Below are 20,547 nucleotides of genomic sequence, written 5' to 3' on the forward strand. Positions count from 1 at the left end.
CTCCTTACAGGGGAATGTTTCCGTGCTTCTTCGCCGGTAAGCTCTGCCGTTTGGTGCGCAGCGCCCGCAGGGCCCGCGACACCTGCAGCCGGGTCTGGGACGGCGCGACGACCTGGTCGACGTACCCGCGTTCGGCGGCCAGGTACGGGCCGCCGTGGCGCTTGCGGTACTCGTCGGTGAGCCGGCGGCGGGTCGCCTCCCGCCGCTCCGGCGGCAGCTCGGCCAGCTCCCGCCGGTAGAGCACCTGCACGGCGCCTTCGGCGCCCATCACCGCGATCTCCGCGGTCGGCCAGGCCATGCTGACGTCGGCGCCGAGGTGCTTGGAGCCCATCACCGCGTAGCCGCCGCCGTAGGCCTTGCGGACGACGACGGTCACCTTCGGCACCGTCGCTTCGGCGTAGGCGTAGATCAGCTTGGCGCCGCGGCGGATGATCCCGCCGCGTTCCTGGCCGGTGCCCGGCAGGTAACCGGGGACGTCGGCGAGGGTGAGCAGCGGGATGTTGAAGGCGTCGCAGAAGCGCACGAACCGGGCGGCCTTCTCGGACGCGTCGATGTCGAGCACCCCGGCCTGGTGCCGCGGCTGGTTGGCCACGACGCCGACCGAGCGGCCCTGGATCCGGCCGAACGCGCAGATCATGTTGGGCGCGAAGGCGCTGTGCACTTCGGTGAACTCGCCGTCGTCGACCAGCGCGGCGATCAGCTCGGCCATGTCGTAGGTCCGGTTCGGCGAGTCGGGCACCAGCCGGTCGAGCGCGAGGTCGGCCGGCGTGAGGTCGGGACTGGTGTCGTCGGCGTACTCCGGGGCGGGGTCGAGGTTGTTGGAAGGCAGGTACGCGAGCAGGGTCTGCACCCACTCGACGGCGTCCTGCTCGTCGGCCGCGTGGTGGTGGGCGTTGCCGGCCACCTCGCTCTGGACGGCCGCGCCGCCCAGCTCCTGGGCGGTGACCCGCTCGCCGGTGACGGCGTGCACGACGTCCGGGCCGGTGACGAACATGTGCGACGTTTCGTCGACCATCACGGTGAAGTCGGTGATCGCCGGGGAGTAGACCGCGCCGCCGGCGCACGGGCCCATGATCATCGAGATCTGCGGGATGACGCCGGAGGCGTGGGCGTTGCGGCGGCCGAGCTCGGCGTAGTACGCCAGCGAGACGACGCCTTCCTGGATGCGGGCGCCGCCGGAGTCGTTGATCCCGACGACCGGGCAGCCCAGCGACATGGCCAGGTCCATCACCTTGAGGACCTTCTCGCCGGAGACTTCGCCCATGCTGCCGCCGAAGACGCTGAAGTCCTGGGAGAACACGCAGATCTGCCGACCGTCGACGGTGCCGTGCCCGGTCACGATCCCGTCGCCCCACGGCCGGTTGGCGTCCATCCCGAAGTCGGCGCAGCGGTGCCGCGCGAACTGGTCGAGCTCGACGAAGGACCCCGGGTCGAGCAGCAGCCCGATCCGTTCCCGCGCGGTCAGCTTGCCCTTGGCGTGCTGCCGGTCGACGGCCCGCTTCTCGGCGATGCGGACGATCTCGTCCTGCCGGGCGGCGAGGTCGGCGATCCGGAACGCCGTGGTCGGGGTGAGGTCATCGAGCGTCATCGGACTCCCTCCCCCACCGGCGCGGCGAGCCGCTCGGCGAGCGCCGAGGCGAGCACCGCCACGTGCGGTGGGTCGATCATCGACACGTGGTCGCCCGGCACCCGCGCCACTTCGAGCCCGGCGGAGAACTCGTCCCAGCCGAGGGTGTCGTCGGTGCGCAGGTACCGGGGGTCGAGCGTCGTGGTCAGCGGGTGCGGGTCGCGCGCCCGCAGCAGCAGCACCCGGCCGTCGTACCGGCCGGGCGTGTACCGCTCGGCGACTCGTGCGTCCACATAGGACTCGTACTGGTGGCGCAGGACGCCGGGGCCGAGGTCGGGCACCTGCTCGGTGAGCCGGTCCAGGACCCACCGGATCTGGGCGTCCTCGTCCAGCCGCGCGAGTTCCTCCCGCGGGATCGCGAACGGCACGCCGTAGGTCCGCGAAACGTGCTCGGCGAACCGGTCGAAGCGGTCCAGCAGCAGCTCGCCCGCCGGCTTCCCCGGCGCGGGCAGCGGCAGGATCGTGTCGATCAGGAACACCAGCTCGACCGGCTCGCCCGCCGCGGTCAGCAGCCGGGCCGTCTCGTACGCCAGGCAGCCGCCGAACGACCAGCCGCCCAGCCGGTAGGGGCCGTGGGGCTGGATCTCGCGGATCAGCTCGGTGTAGCAGGCGGCCTTGCCCTCGACGGTGTCCTCGTCGTCGATGCGTTCGAACCCGTACACCGGCCGCCCTTCCGGCAGCAGCCGGACGAGCTCGCGGTACACGCTCGACGGCCCGCCCGCCGGGTGGAACAGGAACACCGGCTCCGTCACGCCGTCGCGCAGCAGCCGCACCGGGCCGCCGCCGCGGCCTTCGAGCTCCGCGCGCAGCAGGTCGGCCATCGCGGCGACCGTCGGCGTGGCGAACAACCGCTCCACGGCGGGGACCGCGCCGAGCTGCTCCGCGAACGCCGACCGCAGCCGCCGCGCGCGTTCGGGATCGCCGCCCACGGCGAAGAAGTCGTCGTGCACGCCGGGTTCCGGGCCGCCCAGCTCGGCCTGCCAGTGCCGGGCGACCCAGCGCTCGGCGGGGTCGCGCGGCCCGGCGGCCGCCGCCGGCCCGGCGGGCGAAGCCGTCCCGAAGCCGGCCTGCGCGGCGAGGTGGCCGGCGAGCTCCGCCAGGCTGGCCCCGCGCAGGAGCAGCGGGATCGGCAGCGGCAGCCCGAAGTCGCGTTCCACCGCGCCCCGGGCCCGCATCGCCGACAGCGAGTCCAGGCCGAGCCGCGTGAGCGGCATGTGCCGGTCGACCTCGGCGTAGCCCAGCAGGCCTCCGACGAGCCCGGCCAGGTGGTCGGCCATCGCGGCGCGGGCGGCTTCCGGCGGCCCGCCGCGCAGTGCCGCCAGTCCGTCCCAAGTGGACGGTTCGGTCCGCGGGGCGAAGAGCGCGAAGAACGGCCGTTCGGCCAGCCGCGGGAAGAGGTCCAAGACCGCCGCGGTGTCCACCCGGGCGACGCCGGCCGCCGGGAGGTCGCGGGCCAGGACGACGTCCAGTGCCGCCAGGGCTTCCTCGGTGCCGAGCGGGTCGAGCACCGGATTGCGGGACCCGGCCGCGGCGCCGGCCTCGCCCCAGGCGCCCCAGCCGATCGTCGCCGCCGGGAGCCCCTGGGCCCGGCGCCACGCGACCAGGGCGTCGGCCCACGCGTTCGCGGTGGCGTACGCGGTCTGGCCGGGCGACCCGAACAGCGCGGCGGCCGACGAGTACACCAGCCACCAGTCGAGGTCGTGCCCGGCGGTCGCCTCGTGCAGCCGCCAGGCGCCCAGCGCCTTCGGCCGCCAGACGGCGTCGAGCGCGCCGGCGTCCAGGGTGACGGCGGCGCCGTCGGCCAGCACCCCGGCGGCGTGCAGCACCCCGCGCAGCGGCACGCCCCCTTCGGTGGCCGCGGCGACCAGCGCCTCGGCCGTGCCGGGCTCGGCGATGTCCCCGGGCACGACCCGGACGTCGAGGCCCGGTCCGGCCAGGCCGGAGTCGGCCGCGCGACGGCTGTTCAGCACCAGCCGGGTCGCCCCGCGCTCGGCCAGCCACTTCGCCGCGACCAGGCCGAGGCCGCCGAGCCCGCCGGTGAGGACGTAGGCGCCGTCGCGAACCGGCTGACGCACCGGGTCGCCGAGCTTCGGGCGGACCAACCGGCGCGTGTGCCGGATCCCCTCGCGCCAGGCGATCTCGTCGTCCGGGCCGTCCGCGCGGATCTCGTCGCGCAGCTGACCGGCCCACAGCCGGGCCGGGTCCGGGCCGGCGTCGAAGTCGACGTGGCTCACCCGGAGTTCGGGATGCTCGAAGGCGAGCACCCGCACGAATCCGCGCAGCGCGGCCAGGCCGGGGTCGCCGGGCTCGCCGGGTTCGACGCTCAGCGCTCCGGCGGTGACCAGCCACAACCGGGGCGGCACCGGCACTTCGGCCAGCTCGGCGACCACGCCGGACAGGGTGCCGACCAGCCGCTCGGCCCGCCGCGGGTCGGGCTCGCCGGCTTCGCCGAGCAGGGCGAGCACTCCGGTCGTTTCGCCGGCGCGCAGCAGCTTCGCGAGCGCGGCGCGGTCGCCGAGGCGGGCCGCCGGTTCGCCCGGGAATTCCCGGCTCAGGTCCGCTTCGGACAACACGATCCAGCGGCAGGTGCGCGCCGGAGCGGCGGGCAGATCGGCCGGCTGCCAAGCCGCTTCGAACAGCAGCCGCGCCGTCGCCGCGTCGCGGAACCGGCGGCAGTAGACGTCGCGGAACTCCACCAGGACGGCGTCGTCGGCGTCGACCAGCTGAACGCTGCCGAGCAGGCCGTCGCCGGACGGGTCGAGCGAACCGAGGACGGCGTCCACCCGCACCCCGCGGCGCGGCTCGCCGGCGACCACCACCTCGCCCACGGTCAGCGGCAGGTAGAGGGCGTCCGCTTCGCCGACCGCCGCGGCGAGCGCGTGCAGGCAGGCGTCGGCGAGCGCGGGGTGAAGGACGTAGGCGGGATGGTCCGCTTCGGGCAGCACGATCGACGCCGAGGCGCGCCCGGGTGCGGCGGTCACCCGCCGCAGGCCGCGGAAGGCCGGGCCGTAGGACTGGCCCAGCTCGGCCAGTGCCCGGTAGAGGTCGACCGGGTCCCCGGTGACCGCCCCGAACGGCGCCGACGGCGCCCCGCCGGACCCGATCCTGGCCGTGGCGTGCCGGACCCACTCGCCCGGCGCGGACTTGGCGTGCACGCTCAGTTCGGTCCCGGTGAGGGTGGTCGTCACCTCGGTGTGTGCCGCCAGCGGGAGGACCTCCCGCAGGTCGAGGTCGCGGACGTGCCCGCCGGGGCCGGCCACCCGCGCCGCGGCGAGCGCCAGCTCGAGGAAACCGGTGGCCGGGAACACCGGCGTGTCCCGCACGGTGTGGTCGGCCAGCCACGGCAGGTTCGCGGTGCCGACGTCGGCACGCCACAGGTGACCGCCGCCGGGGTGTTCGATGTGGACGCCCAGCAGCGGATGACCGCCGCCGGTGCGGGTGGTCCGGCGCGGCCAGAACCGTTCGTGCCGCCAGACCGGGCCGGGCAGCTCGGCCAGCGGCGCCCGGGGGCGGGCGGCCAGCACCCCGGGGTGGCCGAGGACGTGCAGCCGGGCGAGGCTGGAGAGGAACGCCGTGCGCTCGTCGATCCGGCGGCTCGCCGAGGGCAGGCACTGGGCCTGCTCGCCGGCGGTCTGTTCGATCGCGGCCAGTGCCACCGGGTGCGGGGAGATCTCGGCGAACACGGTGTGCCCGTCGGCGGCCGCCGCTTCGAGGGCCTGGCTGAACCGCACCGGACGGCGCAGGTTCGCCGCCCAGTACTCGACGTCGAACGCGGGCGTCTCCCGCGGCTCGTCGAGAACGCTGGTGTAGCACGGGATTTCCGGTTTCGCGGGCGCTATCCCGGTCAGGCCGGCGCGGAACCGGCCGAGCACGGCGTCGACGGCGGCGGAGTGCCCGGCCCCGCCGACCGGCAGCCGCCGGGCCAGCCTGCCGAGGCCTTCGACGTGCGCGACGAGCGCGTCGACCTGGCCGGCGGGCCCGCTGACGGTGCACTGCGTCGGCGACGCGTACACCGCGACGGTGACTTCGGGGAAATCGGCCAGCTCCGCCGGTGACAGTTCGACGACGGCCATCGCGCCATCGCCGGTCCGGTCGAGTTCGGCGAGCAGCCGGGCCCGGGTGGTCATGACGCGCAGGCCACCGGCGACGTCGAGCGCCCCGGCGACGACCGCCGCGGCGACCTCGCCCATCGAGTGCCCCACCACGGCCGCGGGAGTGACGCCGTGGGCGCGCCAGAGCCCGGCGAGCGCGAGCTGCATGCCGAACAACGCGAGCTGGGTGGTGGCCAGGTCCGGGAGGTCGCGCTCGAGGGCTTCGCGCAGGGAGAACCCGGCTTCGGCGCGGAAGACGGAATCGAGCGCGTCGACCTCGGCGAGGAAGGCGGGTTCGGAGCGCAGCAGCAGGCGGCCCATGCCGGACCACTGCGAGCCGTAACCGGAGAAGACGAAGACAACCCCCAAGCGCCCCAATGTGGCATTCGGTGCATCCAGCGCACCCAAAGTGGCATTCGGTGCGTCCAGCGCACCCAAAGTGGCATTCGGTGCGTCCAGCGCACCCAAAGTGGCATTCGGTGCGTCCACCGCACCCAAAGTGGCATTCGGTGCATCCACCGCACCCAACGCGGCATTCGGTGCATCCACCGCACCCAACGCGGCATTCGGTGCATCCACCGCACCCAACGCGGCATTCGGTGCATCCAACGCACCCAACGCCACATTGGGGGCGTTCACAGGTCCGGCTATACCGCGACCCGCGGCCAGTTCGCGCAGTCCCTCGACCACCTCGGCCCGGCTCTCGCCGACCACCGCGCCGCGGACCGGCAGGTGCTCGCGCCGATGGGCCAGCGTCGCCGCGACCGGACCGAGCGGGGCCTCGGACACCTCCAGCCAGTCCGCCAGCTCCCCCGCCCGCGCGCGCAGCACCTCCGCCGACCGGGCCGAGAGCGCGAACACCTGCGGCCCCTCGGCTTCTCCCGCTCGCGGCGGGAAGGACGCCGCCGGCCACTCCTCGAGCACGACGTGCGCGTTGGTGCCGCCGAACCCGAACGCCGACACCCCCGCCCGCGCGGTGCCTGAGTAGCGCGGCCAGTCCGTGCCCTCCGCGACCACGCGCAACCCCGTGAAGTCGATGTGCGGGTTCGGCTCGCGGAAGTGCAGGCTCGGCGGCACCCGCCGGTGCGTCATCGCCAGCACGACCTTGAGCAGGCCGGTGATCCCGGCCGCGCCTTCGAGGTGGCCCAGGTTGCTCTTCACCGAGCCGAGCAGCAGCGGGCGGCCGGGTTCGCGGCCCACCCCGAGCACCGTGGCGAGCGCTTCCGCCTCCAGCGGATCGCCCAGAGGTGTGCCGGTGCCGTGCGCTTCGACGTAGTCCACAGAGGACGGATCGACGGCGGCCGCCGCGTACGCGTCGCGCAGCAGGGCGGCCTGGGCGGCCGGGTTGGGCGCCGTCAGGCCGTTGGACCGGCCGTCGGAGTTCACCGCGCTGCCGCGGATCACCGCCAGCACGCGGTCGCCGGCCCGCCGGGCCGCCCGCAACGGCTTGAGCACGACGACGCCGCAGCCCTCGCCGCGGGCGATCCCGTCGGCGCCGGCGTCGAACGGCTTGCAGCGGCCGTCGGCGGCGAGCACCCCGGCGCGGTGGAAGCCGGCGGTGATGCCGGGCGAGAGCAGCACGTTCACCCCGGCGGCGAGCGCGGTCTCGCTCTCGCCGCGGCGCAGGCTCTGCACCGCCTGGTGCACCGCGACCAGCGACGACGAGCACGCGGTGTCGAGGGTGAGGCTGGGGCCGCGCAGGTCGAGCAGGTAGGAGAGCCGGTTCGCGGCGATGCTCGCCGCCGCGCCGGTGCCTGCCCAGACGTCGACCCCCGCGACGTCGGCCATCGTCAGGGAGCCGTACTCGGTGGCCGACAGCCCGACGAACACGCCGGTCCGGCTGCCGCGCAGGCTGTCCGGCGCGATCCCGGCGTGTTCCAGCGCCGCCCAGGCGACCTCCAGGAGGATCCGCTGCTGCGGGTCCATCGCCTCGGCCTCGCGCGGGGTGATGCCGAAGAACGCCGCGTCGAACCCGGCGACGTCGCCGAGGAACCCGCCCCGCGCCGGCAGGCCGGCGAGGTCTTCCGCGGGCGCGAACGTTTCCCAGCGGCCTTCGGGGACGTCGCCGATCCCGTCGCCGCCGTCGTCGAGGAACCGCCAGAACTCCGCCGGGGACTCGATCCCGCCCGGCAGGCGGCAGCCGAGGCCGATGACCGCGACCGGTTCCCCGGCCGCCCCCGGCGGCACCGGAGCGGGCGCCTGCTCCGATTCCACTGTGGACAGGTACGTCGCGAGCGCGGTGATCGTCGGGTACTGCCAGACCAGGGTGACCGGGAGCGGGCGGCCGACGAACCGGCCCAGGTCGGCGGCGAGGTTCGCCGCGTCCCGTGAGGACAGTCCCGTCTCGTGCAGGGGACGATCCGGGTCCACCTCGCCGATCCGGTCGGTGAGCCAGGCGCGGATCGCGGCGGCGCCGGGCGCGGTCATCCGAGCCGCCGCGCGGCCAGTTCACCGTCCAGGTAGGCCTTCCGGCACCGGGCGCGGCTGATCTTGCCGCTCGAGGTGCGCGGCACCTCCCCGGGCGCCAGGAAGACGACGTCGTGCAGGCGCAGGCCGTGCCCGGCCGACACGGCCGCCCGGAGCGCGGCTGTCACCGCGGCGACGTCGACGTCGGTGTGCTTGGCCCGTTCCAGGACGACGACCGCGGCTTCCCCGTCGACGTCACTGTCGCCGTCGACCGCGAAGGCCGCGGCCGAGTGCGGCCGGACGCCCGGGTGCTCCTCCACCGTCTGCTCGATGTCCTGCGGGTAGTGGTTGCGGCCGTCCACGACGACCAGGTCCTTGAGCCGGCCGGTCACGAACAGCTCGCCGTCGAAGAGCACCCCGAGGTCCCCGGTCGCCAGCCAGCCTTCGCCGGTCTCCGGATCGAGCGGGGGCAGGCCGAAGGTGGCCGCCGACGCTTCGGGCCGTCCCCAGTAGCCGCGCCCGACGTTCGGGCCGCTGACCCGGATCTCGCCGACCTCGCCGGGTGCGGCCGGGCCGCCGGCGAGGTCGGCGATCCGCACGCGCTGGCCGGCCGGGCGGCCGCACGAGACGAGCGTGGTGGTGGCCGCCCCGGGCGCGGGCGGCTCGGCGAACCCGGCGGCGAGCCGGGCGCGGTCGAACGTGACCTGCCGGGCCGGCCGCCCGGCGTCGGTGACGGAGACGAGCACGGTGGCTTCGGCCAGGCCGTAGGAGGACCGGTGGACCTCCGGCCGCAGCCCGCACTCGCCGAAGGCCGCCTGGAACCTGGCGATGGTGGCCGGCAGCACCGGCTCGCTGCCGTTGATCAGCGAGACGACCCGGCTCAGATCGAGGTACGCCTTCTCGGCGTCGGTCACGCGGGAAGCGCAGTAGGCGTAGGCGAAGTTGGGGGCCGCGCTGATCGCGCCGGGACTGGCCGAGAGCGCGCGCAGCCACCGGGAAGGCCGCTCGAGGAACGCCAGGGGGTCCATCAGCACCGAGGCCAGGCCGCCGGCCATCGGCGCGCCGATGCCGAGGATGAGGCCCATGTCGTGGAACAGCGGCAGCCAGCTGACCGCCGACGTGGTGCCGGTCTCGGCGCCGTAGGCCGTGCACGCCTGCCGGGCGTTGGCGAGCACGTTGCGGTGGGTCAGCACGACGCCGGCGGGCGAGCGGGTGGAACCCGAGGTGTACTGCAGGTACGCGGGGGCGTCGGGATCCGGCCGGGGCCAGTCGCGCGGGCCCGCCGCGACCGGGGCGAGCGCGTCGACCGCGACCACGGCCGGTCCGGCGGACGAGCCGGCGAGGAACCGGCTGACGACGTCGATCTCCGCCGCCGTGGTCAGCACGACCCGCGGGGCGCAGTCGGCGAGCGCCGCGGTCAGCCGGCCCGCGTGCCCGGGCAGGTCCGGGGCGAACAGGGGCACGGCGACCAGGCCGGCCCGGATCGTGCCGAGGAAGGCGACGACGTACTCGGCGGACTGCCCGGCCAGCACCGCCACGCGCTCCCCCGGGGCGGCGAGTTCGCCCAGCCGCGCCGCGACCGCGTCGACGCGCTCGTCGAGCCGGCGCCAGGTGAGCGTGACCGCCCGCCCGTCCGCGGTGGCGCGGTGGTCCAGGTGGGTCACGGCGACCTCGTCGCCGAGGACGCGCGCCCACCGCCCGAGCAGGGTCGCGAACGATTCGCCGTCGCCGTCCGTTTCCCCGGTGACGGGAAGCGACTGGGAAATGGTTTCCATGGGTCCCTCGCAGAGAGCGTTTACCGGCGCAGTGAATGACTGCTTTCGATGGGTTGTCAATCAAGCGGTCTCGGATAGTCATGGCGAAACGGATTACGGGACCGCGCCTTTGTCACGCGGTGACGAGGTCGCGGCGGGCCGGGCCCGCACCGGGCGCGCGGCCAGCACCGCGCCGGTGAGCGTCAGCCCGGCCGCGGCGAGCAGACCGGCGGTGTAGCCACCGGCCAGCGCCGGCCCGGGCGCGGCGCCCGCGTCGAGCCGGACCGCGCGGACCGCCGTCAGCACGGCGCCGATCAGCGCGACCCCCAGCGCGCTCGACACTTCGCGGGACGCGGTGAGCAGCCCGGACGCCGTGCCGGAATACCGTTCGGCCACGACGTCGAGCGCGTGCGACGTCAGCGGGGTCGTGAACGCCGAACCGGCTCCGACGAGCACCAGCGCGGGCACCCGCGGCGCGATCGCCGGGAGGTGGTTCACCGCGGCGAGGGCGAGCAGCCCGGCGCCGACCACGGCCAGCCCGGCCGCGACCGTCCTCTGTGGACCTGCGCGGGCCACCGCCACCGGGACCAGCGGCGTCGCGGCCATGACCGCGACCGCGACCAGCGCCAGCGGCAGCCCGGCCCCGACCGGGCCGAGGCCGAGAAATTCCTGGTGCAGCAAGGGCGTGAAGAAGAAGACGCCCGAAATACCCAGTCCCCACAGCACCTGCACGACGAGCGAGCCGAGGAACACCCGGTTCCCGGTGAGGGCCGCCGGCACCAGCCGCTCGCGCGCCCGCCGTTCCCGGGCCACGAACCCGGCGCCGAGCGCGGCACCGGCGGCGAGCAGTGGCAGCGCGACGCCGGCTCGCGACTCGACCAGCGCCGCGGTGAGCAGGACCACGCTCGCCGTCACGAGGATCATCGCCCCGGCAGCCGGCGGGACCGGTGCGGCACTTTCACGTGAAAGTGCCGGGCCGCCCCGGCCGGGCGGGACGGTGACCGGCAGCAGCAGGAGCATCGCGGCCACGAACGGGAGGTTGACGAAGAAGATCCAGCCCCAGCCGAGGTATTCGCTCAGCACCCCGCCGAGCGCCGGGCCGAGGGCCAGCGCGGCGGCGAGGCACGCCGTCCACACGGCGGCGCCGAGCGTCCGGCCGCGGGCGTCGAGGTTGGTGCGGAGCAGGCTCAGCAGGCCCGGCACCAGGAACGCGGCCGCCATCCCCTGCAGCACGCGGGCGGCGACCAGCAGCCACACCGCGCCGGCCAGCCCGCCGGCAGCCGCGCCGACGCCGAACGCGAGCAGCCCGGCCGTCAGCGTCCCGCGCCGTCCCCATCGGTCCACCAGCGTGCCCGCCACCAGCAGCAACCCGGCGAACGGCAGCATGTAGCCGAGGGCGACCCACTGCAGCGCGCCGAGGTCCAGCGCGAGGTCACGGGCGATCGACGGCGCGCCCGCCGCGACGATGGTGTTGTCGAGCGTCGTGACGAAGGCGCCGAGCGCGAGCAGCACCAGGGTCGCCCTCCGCCGCGTCATCGCGCGCTCCGCTGCAGCACGCGGTAAACGCCGATGGTCGTCACCTTCCGGCGCGGGAACCACCAGTTGGCGGCGCCGAACCACGCCATCACCGCCGGCACGAGCACGCACCGGACGACGAGCGCGTCCAGCAGCACGGCGACGGTCAGTCCCACCCCCGCCTCCCGGACCACGCGGGCGTCCACGAAGGCGAACGACCCGAACACCAGCGCCATGATCAGCGCGGCCGCGGTGATGGTCCGGCCGGTCGCCGCGACGCCGTCGACCACGGCCGCGCGGGTGTCGCCGTGGCGGCGCCACGCCTCCTGGATCCGGGCGATGAGGAAGACCTCGTAATCCATCGACAGGCCGAACAGCCCGGCGAACAGGAACACCGGCAGGTACGGCTCGATCGGGGCGCCGAAGGCGAACACGACCGCGCCCGTCGTCGCGGCCGCGGTCAGCAGGTTCATCACCGCCGCCGTCAGCGGGATCAGCACACTGCGGAACACCCAGGTGAGCAGCAGCACCGAAATGCCCACGACGGCGGCGAAGAACAGCGGCAGCCGCTCGGTGATCGCCGCCGAGAAGTCGGCCCGCGCCGCGACGACCCCGCCGACGTGCGTGTCCGGGCCGGCGATGACGGTGGCCATCACCCGCGTCGAAGCCAGCAGTTCGCCGGTGGCCGGATCATCGGGCGCGGTCCGCGGGAACACCGTGAGCAGCCAGGCGCCGCCGGGCAGCGTGGTGGACGGGCCGACGTCGGCGCTGGCGAGCAGCGCCTCCCGCAGCGCGTCCACCGAGGCGCCGCCGGTCCCGACGACCAGCAGCGGGGCGTCCGCGCCCGGCCCGAAGCCCGCTTCCAGCAGTTCGGCTGCGGTCCGCGTGACGCTGCCGGGCGGGTCGGACCCGCCGTCCGGCACGCCGAGCCGCAGCCCGGTCATCGGCAGCGCGAGCACGGCCACGACCAGCAGCGCCGCGAGGGTGTACGGCCCGGGCCGCGTGGTCACCGAGCCCGCGAGCCTGGCCCAGCCGCCGCCGCGCCCGGCCGGCCGGACCCGCGTCCGGCGGGCGACCGGCCGCAGCAGCGCGGGCAGCAGCGTCAGCGCGGCCAGCACGGTGAGCAGCACCGAGACCGCGGCCGCCACCGCGATCCCGTCGAGGAACGGCATGCCGACGGTCAGCATCCCGGCCAGCGAGACGCACACGGTGACGCCGGCGAAGACCACGCTCCGGCCGGAGGTCGCCGCGGCCGTAGCCAGCGCCGCCTCCGGTTTCCGGCCTTCCTGGCGGCCCTGCCGGTAGCGGGTGAGCAGGAACAGGGCGTAGTCGACGCCGACCCCGAGCCCGAGCAGCGCGGCGATCTCGGTGCTGATCTTCGGGACGGTCATGACGTGCGACAGCAGCGTGACGACGGCCAGCGCGCAGCCGACCGACACCGCCGCGGTGAGGACCGGGAGCAGCACGCAGGTCAGCGAGCCGAAGGCCACCAACAGCACCAGGGCCGCGGCGAGCAGGCCGATCCCCGCGTTGCCCAGGTCCGGCGCGGCCGCCGTCATCGCGGCGAGCTCGCCGGAGGCCCCGGCGGTGAGTCCGCCCGCGTCGCGGACGACGGCTTCCAGCGCGTCGGCCGCGCCCTGCCCGAGGTCCGCGGCCGGTGCGTCGTACCGGACGGTCAGCACCGCGGTCCGCCGGTCGGCGGAGACCTGGCCGGGCGGCGGGGCGACGGACACGACGTGCGGGAGCGCCGCCAGCCGGGCGGCGAGCACGTCGAGCCGGGCCCGGCCCGCGCCGCTGTCGACCGGGCCGTCCGGCGCGCGGGCGACCACCCGTTCTTCGGCGCCGGCCGCGCCCGTGCCGCGCAGCAGGTTCGCCGCCGCCGTGCTGTCCGCGGCGGGCAGGTCCACCGCGTCGCGGAAGTCCGCGCCGGTGTGCAGCGCGGCGAAGCCGAGCCCGCCCAGCGCCACCAGCCACAGCACGACGACCACGCCGGCCCGCCGGAAGGAGCGGGCAACGAGCGTCGTCATCCCGTCTCCTCCCGCGGCCGTGGTCGAGCACGCTAACAACGGGAGGACGGACGAAGATACCGTCCCGCCTCACAAATCGGCTCGCGAAAACCCTTGCGGCGATGAGTGTTCCCGCTTTGTCGGACGGGTGACAAACGCCGGCTCCGCCGTTGATCCCGGCGTGACAGAACCCGGTCTCGCCGCGAAGGCGGCGGTTGCCAAGCCCGATCTCCGTGTGAGTACATGGCGTCCCGCCGCGCAGGAAGGGGTGTTCCATGACACGGACGATCACGCCGGCCACGGTCCCGCACCCGCGGGGCGCCGGACACGCGCGGCAGCTGTGGTGCTCGTTGCCCAGGGAGATCGCGCGGCGGCTCCGGCCGCACGCCGACCCGCTCGCCCGGCGGATCCTCGAGGAGATCCAACGGGCCGTGCCCGAGTACGCCAAGCCACTCGAGGGCGAGTTCGGCAAGATGATCGTGCTCGCGATCGAGCAGGCGGTGCTCAGCTGCATCGACAGCATCGAGGATCTGGCGTCCACACAGGACAGTTACGCGAAGCTGTTCATGGAGGTCGGGAAGCGCGTCCACCACGACGGCGGCAGCCTCAACTCGCTGCAGGCCGCCTACCGCGCGGGCGGCCGGGCGGCGTGGCGCTACGTGGCCGAGCTGGGCCAGGCCCACCGCTTCCCCGCGGCGGTGCTCTGTGTCGGCGCGGAGGCCATTTTCGCTTATGTGGAAGAGATTTCGTCGTACTCCGTCGAGGGATACACGCTGGCGCAGGCCATGGCGGCGGGCACGCTCGAACGACGGCGCCGCCGGCTGCTCGGCCTGCTGCTGGCCACCCCGCCGTCGTCCCCGTCGACGATCGCGACCATGGCGAAGGCCGCGGAGTGGGCCATGCCGGAGTGGGTCGCGGTGGTCGCGCTGGCCCCGCGGACCGGCCCGCACCCGGCGCCGACGCCCCGGCTCGCCGACGACGTGCTGCTCGACCTCGAAAGCACCGAGCCGTGCCTGCTGACCCCGAACCCGGACCGCGACCTGCGGGGGCTCGAAAGCCGCCTGCCGGGCTGGCGCGCGGCGGTCGGGCCGCGCGTGCGGCCGGCCGACGCGGCGACGTCACTCCTGTGGGCCCGCCGCACGCTCGACCTGGTCCGCCGCGGCCTGGCCGGCGACCGGGCGGTGGCGCACACGGCCGACCACCTGGGCACGCACTGGCTGCTGCTCGACCGGTTCCTGCTGGACGAACTGTCGGCGAAGACGCTCGCCCCCTTCGCGGGCCTGACGGTGAAGCAGCAGACCCGGCTGGCCGAGACGTTGCTGAGCTGGCTGGAGCACAACGGGAACACGCCGGACATCGCGCAGGCGCTGGGCATCCACCCCCAGACGGTCCGCTACCGGGTGAGCCAGCTGAGCGACCTGTTCGGCGACCGGCTGACCGATCCGGCGCAGCGGCTGGAGATCCAGATGACCCTGCGCGCCCGTCAGCTGCTGGAAACACCGCCGCCGGACCACGACGGGTGAGCCGAAGGTCCGGCTGAGCCCACCGCCGCGGGCCTTGACCGCGCGGCGGGCTCGAACCTAAGGTCTGTTAGCGCTAACAGCGCTCGGACCGAAGGACTCGCCGATGACCCCACCCCGCCCCGGACTCACCCGTGAGTTCTTCGGCCGCGCCGGCGACACGGACGTCCACCGGTACACCCTGGCCCGGCCCGGCGGGATCACCGTGCGCGTCCTCGACTACGGCGGCGTGATCCAGTCGCTGGAGGCGCCCGACCGCGAGGGCCGGCCGGGCAACGTCGTCCTCGGCTTCCCTGATCTCGACGGCTACCTCGCCAACAACCGGCCCGGCGCGGCGCGGGTCTTCCTGGGCGCCGCGATCGGCCGGTTCGCCAACCGGATCGCCGGCGGCACCTTCACCCTCGACGGCGCCGTCCACCGGGTCCCGCTGAACAACGGCAAGAACAGCCTCCACGGCGGTCCGGCCGGGTTCGACACGCGGGTGTGGTCCGCGGCCGACGTCAGCGACGCCGACGGCGCCGGCCTGCGGCTCACGCTGGTCAGCCCGGACGGCGACCAGGGCTACCCCGGCCGGCTCACCACGGAGGTGACGTACCACCTCGACGGGGGCGACCGGCTGAGCATCACCTACCGCGCGACCACCGACGCGCCGACGGTCGTCAACCTGACCAACCACACCTACTGGAACCTGGCCGGCGAAGGCTCCGGCGACGTCCACGAGCACTGGCTGGCGATCAACGCGAGCCGGTACTGCCCCACCGACGACACCCTGATCCCGGCCGGCGACCCGGCCCCGGTCGAGGGCACGCCGTTCGACTTCCGCCGTCCGGCGACGATCGGCGCCCGCCTCGGCGCGGCCGACCCCCAGCTGGCGATCGGGCACGGCTACGACCACAACTGGGTGCTCGACGCGGGCGCCCCTTTCGCCGCCCGCGCCTGGGATCCGGCGTCCGGCCGGCTGCTCACGATGTGGACGACCGAGCCCGGCCTGCAGTTCTATTCGGGCAATTTCCTCACCGCCGACCTGACCGGCCCGAGCGGCCGCCCGTACCACCGCGGCGCGGGGTTCGCGCTGGAGGCCCAGCACTTCCCGGACTCCCCGAACCGGCCGGACTTCCCGAGCACGGTCCTGCGCCCGGGCGAGGTCTACCACCAGGAGACGGTGGTCGAACTGGCCACGGCGGACCGGCTGCCGGAGGGTCCGGCGTCGTGACGGTCACCGCGGCCTGACCGGGGTCAGAGCCGCGGCAGCACCTGGGTGCGCCAGGCCTCGAAGAACTTCTCCTGGTCGGGTCCGATCTGCTGGACGTACACCTCGTCGAACCCGGCGTCGGCGAAGGCGCGGACGGCCTCGACGTGCCGGTCGGCGTCCGGGCCGCAGGCGAACCGCTCCCGGACCATGTCCTCGGTCACCAGGCTCGACGCGGCCGCGTAGTCGGCAGGCGTGGGGAGGGTCGAGGGCAGCTTGCCGGGCAGCAGTTCGTTGCGCCACAGCCGGTGCGCCGTCCGGGCACCGTCCTCTTCGGAGTCCGCCCAGCACACCTTCAGGCCGCCCTGCACGGGGCGGTCACCGCCGCCGGCCTTCCGGTACTCCCGCACCAGGTCGGCGTCCGGCATGACGGTGCAGAAGCCGTCACCCGCGCGGGCGGCCAGCTCGGTGGCCGCCGGCCCGAACGCCGAGACGTAGATCGGCACCGGCTCGTCCGGCACGGTGTAGAGCCGGGCGTGGTCGACGGTGTAGTACCGGCCACGGTGGCTGACCTCCTCGCCGGTGTGCAGCTTCCGGATGACGTCGATCGCCTCTTCGAGCATCTCGAGCCGGACCGGCGCCGGCGGCCACTGTTCCCCGGTCACGTGCTCGTTCAGCGCTTCCCCGGTGCCCACGCCGAGCACGAAGCGGCCCTCGCACTGGACGGCCGCGGTGGCCGCCGCCTGGGCGACGACCACGGGATGCGTCCGGATGATCGGGCAGGTCACGGCGGTCGAGATCGGCAGCGTCGTCACCTCGCTCAGCGCGCCGATCACCGACCAGACGAACGGGCTGCTGCCCTGCTCGTCGAGCCAGGGGTGGAAATGGTCGGAGATCCACAGCCGCTCGAACCCGGCGGCCTCGGCGAGCCGGGCCTGACGCACCAGCTCACGCGGCGAAAACTCCTCGGACGACAGGAAATATCCGACACTCACCATGACGGCCGGTTACCACCGGCGCGCCCGGCGAAAACGACCGGTCCTGACAGCGCTTCTCCGTTCCGTTGGTCGAGTGGATCACCGGCCCGAGGCGCCCGGTCGTTGATTCGGGGGTTCATCGGGAAGCAGGGCGGCCAGTTCTTCGTCCAGGAGCCGCCGGATGTCGTCGACTGGGAACTCCCGTGGGTACATCGCCGCCTGCAGGGTCAGCCCGTCGATGAACGTGTGGAGGCGCAGGGCCTGCCGGTCGAGGTGAGCGTCCCCTAGCGGGTCCCCGTTGCGCTCCGGAGGCGGTTGCCCGCAGAAGTACGCCACCGCGAGCCGGCAGACGTGCCGTTCGCCGGGGAGTCCCAACGCGTGCAATTCGGCCAGTGATTCGTCGAAGCGCGAGCGCATCATGCAGGCCAGCCACACGTCCACGTCCACCCGCCGGTCCGCGTCCAGCGGCAGCAACTCCTCGAGTATCAGCCGCGCCCGGTCGCGGCCGGGCAGGTCGCCGCGGAGATGCCCGGCGATGCGGGCGGCGACCTTGTCGGCCATCGCCTTCGCCGCGAACAGGAACAGGCCACGCTGGCTGTCGAAGTAGTGCCGCAGCCCGCCCACCGAGACACCGGCCCGGTCGGCGATCTTCCGCACGGTCACACCTTCGATACCGTCCCGGCTGATGACGTCCCAGACCACACGGACCAGTTCCTCACGCCGCTGGTCATGGTCGACGAGCTTCGGCACACCCCGGTTTATAGCACGCCTGTACGGTCTCTTATACAGTACAACTGTGCTAAATAAGACTCGGTTCACCACTACACCCACGCGGGCCACGGGGATGGTCGTCCTCGTCGTGGGATTGCTGCTGATCGCCGGATCGGCCCTCTGGTTCGTGCTGACCGGCAACACCGGCGTCCGGTACTCGGCGGACACCGACGACACCATCCCGATGTGGTTCCGCTGGATTCCCGTACTCGCCGGCCTCGCGCTGGTACGCCTGATGCCAATCCCGGCCGCCGCGACCACGCCGACGCAACGCCAACCCCGTCTCGAAGCGGGTGTCCTCCTGGCCTCAGCCGTGCTCTTCGCGGTGACGCTGCGACTGGCCGGTGGCGGCGAGCCCGCCCACACCCTGTTGAAGCTGCTACTACTGCTCGGTGTTCCCGTGGCGATGTTCTGGAGCTTGCGGCGCAGCGGAACGGCCTGGCGTCCGGCGGGTGCGGAACCGGAAGTGTGGCGACGCTGGACACCCGCGATACCCGTCGCCGCGTGGGCCGTCCTCAGTTACGCGAGCCCGTGGGCCATGCCGTCCAGCGACTTCGCGGCAACCGTCGACCTGGCCACGCTCGTGCTCGTACTCGTCGTCGGATTCCTCGTCAACAGCCTGCTCGAGGAGGTCTTCTACCGCCGCTGGCTGCAGTCCAGGTGGGAGGCGATCCTCGGCCGTTGGCCGGCGATCGTGCTCGCGTCCCTGCTCTGGGCCGCCTGGCACGTCGCCATCCAGGGCACCGGTGACCTGCCGGTGGATCTCGCGTCGACCTTCGTCAACCAGGGCGTCCTCGGACTGTTCCTCGGCTATCTCTGGAGCAAGTACCGCACCATGTGGCCCATCGTCGTCATCCACGGTGCCGTCAACGCCATACCCGTCCTGCTATCCCTGCTGTGACCAGGCCCTAGACCAGCGCTTCCTGCTGCGCGAGCTCTGACGGGGGTGACGGGCCCGCTGCCGAGGTGGGGTGGCGATGGGCCCGTCACGTCTGGGGAGTGCTGGGGACACACCTCGATCCTAGCCGAGTATTCGAACACCCGTTCAGGGCCGTTCAGGTGAGCTCCGACTACGAAAAGTCACCACAGGCCACCAGTTTCCCGCCACGGCAACACTTCCGGGCGACAATCTGTCCTCAATGGACACTTGATGACCACCGTGAACGCGCCCACGCCCCGGCGCGAGACCCGGTCACCCGGCGAACCGGGGGCGCGAACCCCCCAAACTCCTGACACCGCCCTGACCTGCGTCGCGGGACCATCACCCTCGCGTGCCGCGGAGGCGGTGACCGTCCCCGCGACCCCACCCCATAAAGTCTTCGCGCAGCCATCCGGAGGTGAACGCCCGCGTGCCCGAGGTCGACTACTACGAGGTGCTCGGCGTCCGCCGGGACGCCACGGCGGCCGACGTCAAGACGGCCTACCGCCGGCTGGCCAAGACCAGGCACCCGGACGGCGGTGGCACGGTCGGCACGTTCCGGCTGCTCCGCGAGGCCTACGACGTCCTGAGCGACCCCGTCCGGCGCGCCCGGTACGACTCGGGCGGCGTCGCCGTGGTGGCCGTCCCGGTCCGGCCGCGGCCCCGGCGGCGCTTCGGCGACGAGCCCGGCTTCGTCCCCGACCTGCCCGAGCTGGACGCCGAAGACCTGACGTGGTGGCACTTCGCGGGGCAGGACACCCGGGTGCGGCACGGCCGCCACCGCGGGCCGGGGCACACGCCGGTGGTCGCCGCGGTCGCCGGGATGGTGCTCGTGCTGCTGCCGCTGGTCACCGGGGTCGGGTTCCCGCCGCCGGTGCTGATCGTCTGGCTGCTGCTGACCGCCGGCACCGCGCTGCTGGTACAGCGGCTGGCGCGCGGATACCTGCGGGCGGCCCGGGCCCGCGAGGCCTACGCCGAGGAGTTCGGCGGCCGCACCGTCTTCGGCAACCCCGGCACCGAGCGCGACGAACTGGCCGAGCGGCTCACCGCCGACCTGCTCGAGGGCTACCTGACCCGGCTGCCCGGTGCCCGGATCTTCCACGGGCTCGCCTGGCCGGGCTCGGTGTTCGCCGACGTCGACCACGCCGTGCTGTGCGGGAAGCGCCTGGTCCTCATCGAATCGAAGCTGTGGCTGCCCGGGCACTACGAAACCGCCGAGGACGGCAGGCTGCTGCGCAACGGCAGGCCGTTCCGCGGCGGCGGCAGCCGGCTCACGGAGAGCCTGGCCGCCTACCGCGACCTGCTGCCCGGCGTGGCGCTGCGCGGCGCGATGATCGTGTACCCGAGCCGCAGCGGCGACCTGACCACGGCCGACCCCGGCGACCTGCCCGCCGCGCCGATGACGCCGGAGGACTTCCTGCACGAGATCGGCGAATGGCTCGCCGCCGAACCGTCCACAGTGGACCACGAGGCCCTGCGGACGATCCGCGGCCAGGTCGTCGGCGGCGGCCGGGCGGCGTGACCCCGCCGGACCGCGTCCTCGGCAGCCACCCCCGGAAAGCCGTCAATGGCCCATTGAGGGACTTGACGTCCGTGAATGGGCCATTCACGCAAGGCCGGGCAGTTAGCTGCGGCAGCGAGCTGCCAAGCTGCCCGAATGACCCGATTGGCCCGTTTCAGGTGCTCGCCCAAGGCCGTGAATGGCCCATTGAGGGACATAGAGTCCCTCAATGGGCCATTCACGGCCGTAAGTTGGGCGCTGGGGCGGCATG

11 protein-coding genes are annotated in these 20,547 nt (G+C 74.0%); 4 read left to right on the forward strand and 7 right to left on the reverse strand.

Going from position 1 to position 20,547, the window contains the following annotated elements:
• Positions 1–4: 4 nt before the first annotated feature.
• The 5 genes from AB0M82_RS32110 to AB0M82_RS32130 form a co-directional block, all read right to left on the reverse strand.
• Positions 5–1,588 carry an acyl-CoA carboxylase subunit beta gene (locus AB0M82_RS32110; protein WP_364729935.1) on the reverse strand — a complete coding sequence of 528 codons (1,584 nt, stop codon included), beginning with the start codon at positions 1,586–1,588 and terminating at the stop codon, positions 5–7.
• Complete coding sequence (locus AB0M82_RS32115; protein ID WP_364729938.1) at positions 1,585–8,145, reverse strand: beta-ketoacyl synthase N-terminal-like domain-containing protein; 6,561 nt, start codon at positions 8,143–8,145, stop codon at positions 1,585–1,587. Before AB0M82_RS32115 ends, AB0M82_RS32110 begins: the two co-directional genes overlap by 4 nt.
• Entirely contained in the window at positions 8,142–9,899 is a 1,758-nt protein-coding gene (locus tag AB0M82_RS32120; RefSeq protein ID WP_364729940.1) for a fatty acyl-AMP ligase, read from the reverse strand. The genes AB0M82_RS32115 and AB0M82_RS32120 overlap by 4 nt, the downstream gene beginning before the upstream one ends.
• A 93-nt stretch (positions 9,900–9,992) precedes the next feature.
• Positions 9,993–11,414, reverse strand: coding sequence for an MFS transporter (locus tag AB0M82_RS32125; protein WP_364729943.1), 1,422 nt, complete (start codon positions 11,412–11,414; stop codon positions 9,993–9,995).
• Positions 11,411–13,420, reverse strand: coding sequence for an MMPL family transporter (locus AB0M82_RS32130; protein WP_364729945.1), 2,010 nt, complete (start codon positions 13,418–13,420; stop codon positions 11,411–11,413). The genes AB0M82_RS32125 and AB0M82_RS32130 overlap by 4 nt, the downstream gene beginning before the upstream one ends.
• Positions 13,421–13,674: 254 nt before the next feature.
• Here AB0M82_RS32130 and AB0M82_RS32135 point away from each other — a divergent pair, with 254 nt between their 5' ends.
• Together AB0M82_RS32135 and AB0M82_RS32140 are read left to right on the forward strand one after the other, a co-directional pair.
• The gene (locus AB0M82_RS32135) at positions 13,675–14,922 is read left to right on the forward strand and encodes a helix-turn-helix domain-containing protein (RefSeq protein WP_364729948.1); all 1,248 of its coding nucleotides are present in this window, start codon (positions 13,675–13,677) and stop codon (positions 14,920–14,922) included.
• Between the two features lie 103 nt (positions 14,923–15,025).
• Positions 15,026–16,132 (forward strand): aldose epimerase family protein, encoded by a 1,107-nt coding sequence (locus AB0M82_RS32140; RefSeq protein ID WP_364729951.1) that lies wholly within the window; start codon positions 15,026–15,028, stop codon positions 16,130–16,132.
• A 23-nt stretch (positions 16,133–16,155) separates the two neighbouring features.
• Here AB0M82_RS32140 and AB0M82_RS32145 read toward each other — a convergent pair whose 3' ends face one another.
• Positions 16,156–17,106: a TIGR03557 family F420-dependent LLM class oxidoreductase gene (locus AB0M82_RS32145; protein ID WP_364729953.1), complete on the reverse strand. Its 951-nt coding sequence runs from the start codon at positions 17,104–17,106 to the stop codon at positions 16,156–16,158.
• A 78-nt stretch (positions 17,107–17,184) separates the two neighbouring features.
• On the reverse strand, positions 17,185–17,835 hold the full coding sequence (locus AB0M82_RS32150) for a TetR family transcriptional regulator C-terminal domain-containing protein (protein ID WP_364729955.1): 651 nt from the start codon (positions 17,833–17,835) through the stop codon (positions 17,185–17,187).
• 109 nt (positions 17,836–17,944) lie between these two features.
• Between AB0M82_RS32150 and AB0M82_RS32155 the strand changes: the two genes are divergently transcribed.
• Positions 17,945–18,757 (forward strand): CPBP family intramembrane glutamic endopeptidase, encoded by an 813-nt coding sequence (locus AB0M82_RS32155; RefSeq protein ID WP_364729957.1) that lies wholly within the window; start codon positions 17,945–17,947, stop codon positions 18,755–18,757.
• A 448-nt stretch (positions 18,758–19,205) separates the two neighbouring features.
• Entirely contained in the window at positions 19,206–20,297 is a 1,092-nt protein-coding gene (locus AB0M82_RS32160) for a DnaJ domain-containing protein (RefSeq protein ID WP_364729959.1), read from the forward strand.
• Positions 20,298–20,547 lie beyond the last annotated feature (250 nt).

The organism is Amycolatopsis sp. NPDC051128, from assembly GCF_040682715.1.
In the GTDB taxonomy this organism is placed as follows: Bacteria; Actinomycetota; Actinomycetes; order Mycobacteriales; family Pseudonocardiaceae; genus Amycolatopsis.

What these genes read in the sequence shown, in the direction of transcription:
- AB0M82_RS32110 (WP_364729935.1), bottom strand. Translation starts at nt 1,588, where the DNA reads ATGACGCTCGATGACCTCACCCCGACCACGGCGTTCCGGATCGCCGAC.
- AB0M82_RS32115 (WP_364729938.1), bottom strand. Translation starts at nt 8,145, where the DNA reads ATGACCGCGCCCGGCGCCGCCGCGATCCGCGCCTGGCTCACCGACCGG.
- AB0M82_RS32120 (WP_364729940.1), bottom strand. Translation starts at nt 9,899, where the DNA reads ATGGAAACCATTTCCCAGTCGCTTCCCGTCACCGGGGAAACGGACGGC.
- AB0M82_RS32125 (WP_364729943.1), bottom strand. Translation starts at nt 11,414, where the DNA reads ATGACGCGGCGGAGGGCGACCCTGGTGCTGCTCGCGCTCGGCGCCTTC.
- AB0M82_RS32130 (WP_364729945.1), bottom strand. Translation starts at nt 13,420, where the DNA reads ATGACGACGCTCGTTGCCCGCTCCTTCCGGCGGGCCGGCGTGGTCGTC.
- AB0M82_RS32135 (WP_364729948.1), top strand. Translation starts at nt 13,675, where the DNA reads ATGACACGGACGATCACGCCGGCCACGGTCCCGCACCCGCGGGGCGCC.
- AB0M82_RS32140 (WP_364729951.1), top strand. Translation starts at nt 15,026, where the DNA reads ATGACCCCACCCCGCCCCGGACTCACCCGTGAGTTCTTCGGCCGCGCC.
- AB0M82_RS32145 (WP_364729953.1), bottom strand. Translation starts at nt 17,106, where the DNA reads ATGGTGAGTGTCGGATATTTCCTGTCGTCCGAGGAGTTTTCGCCGCGT.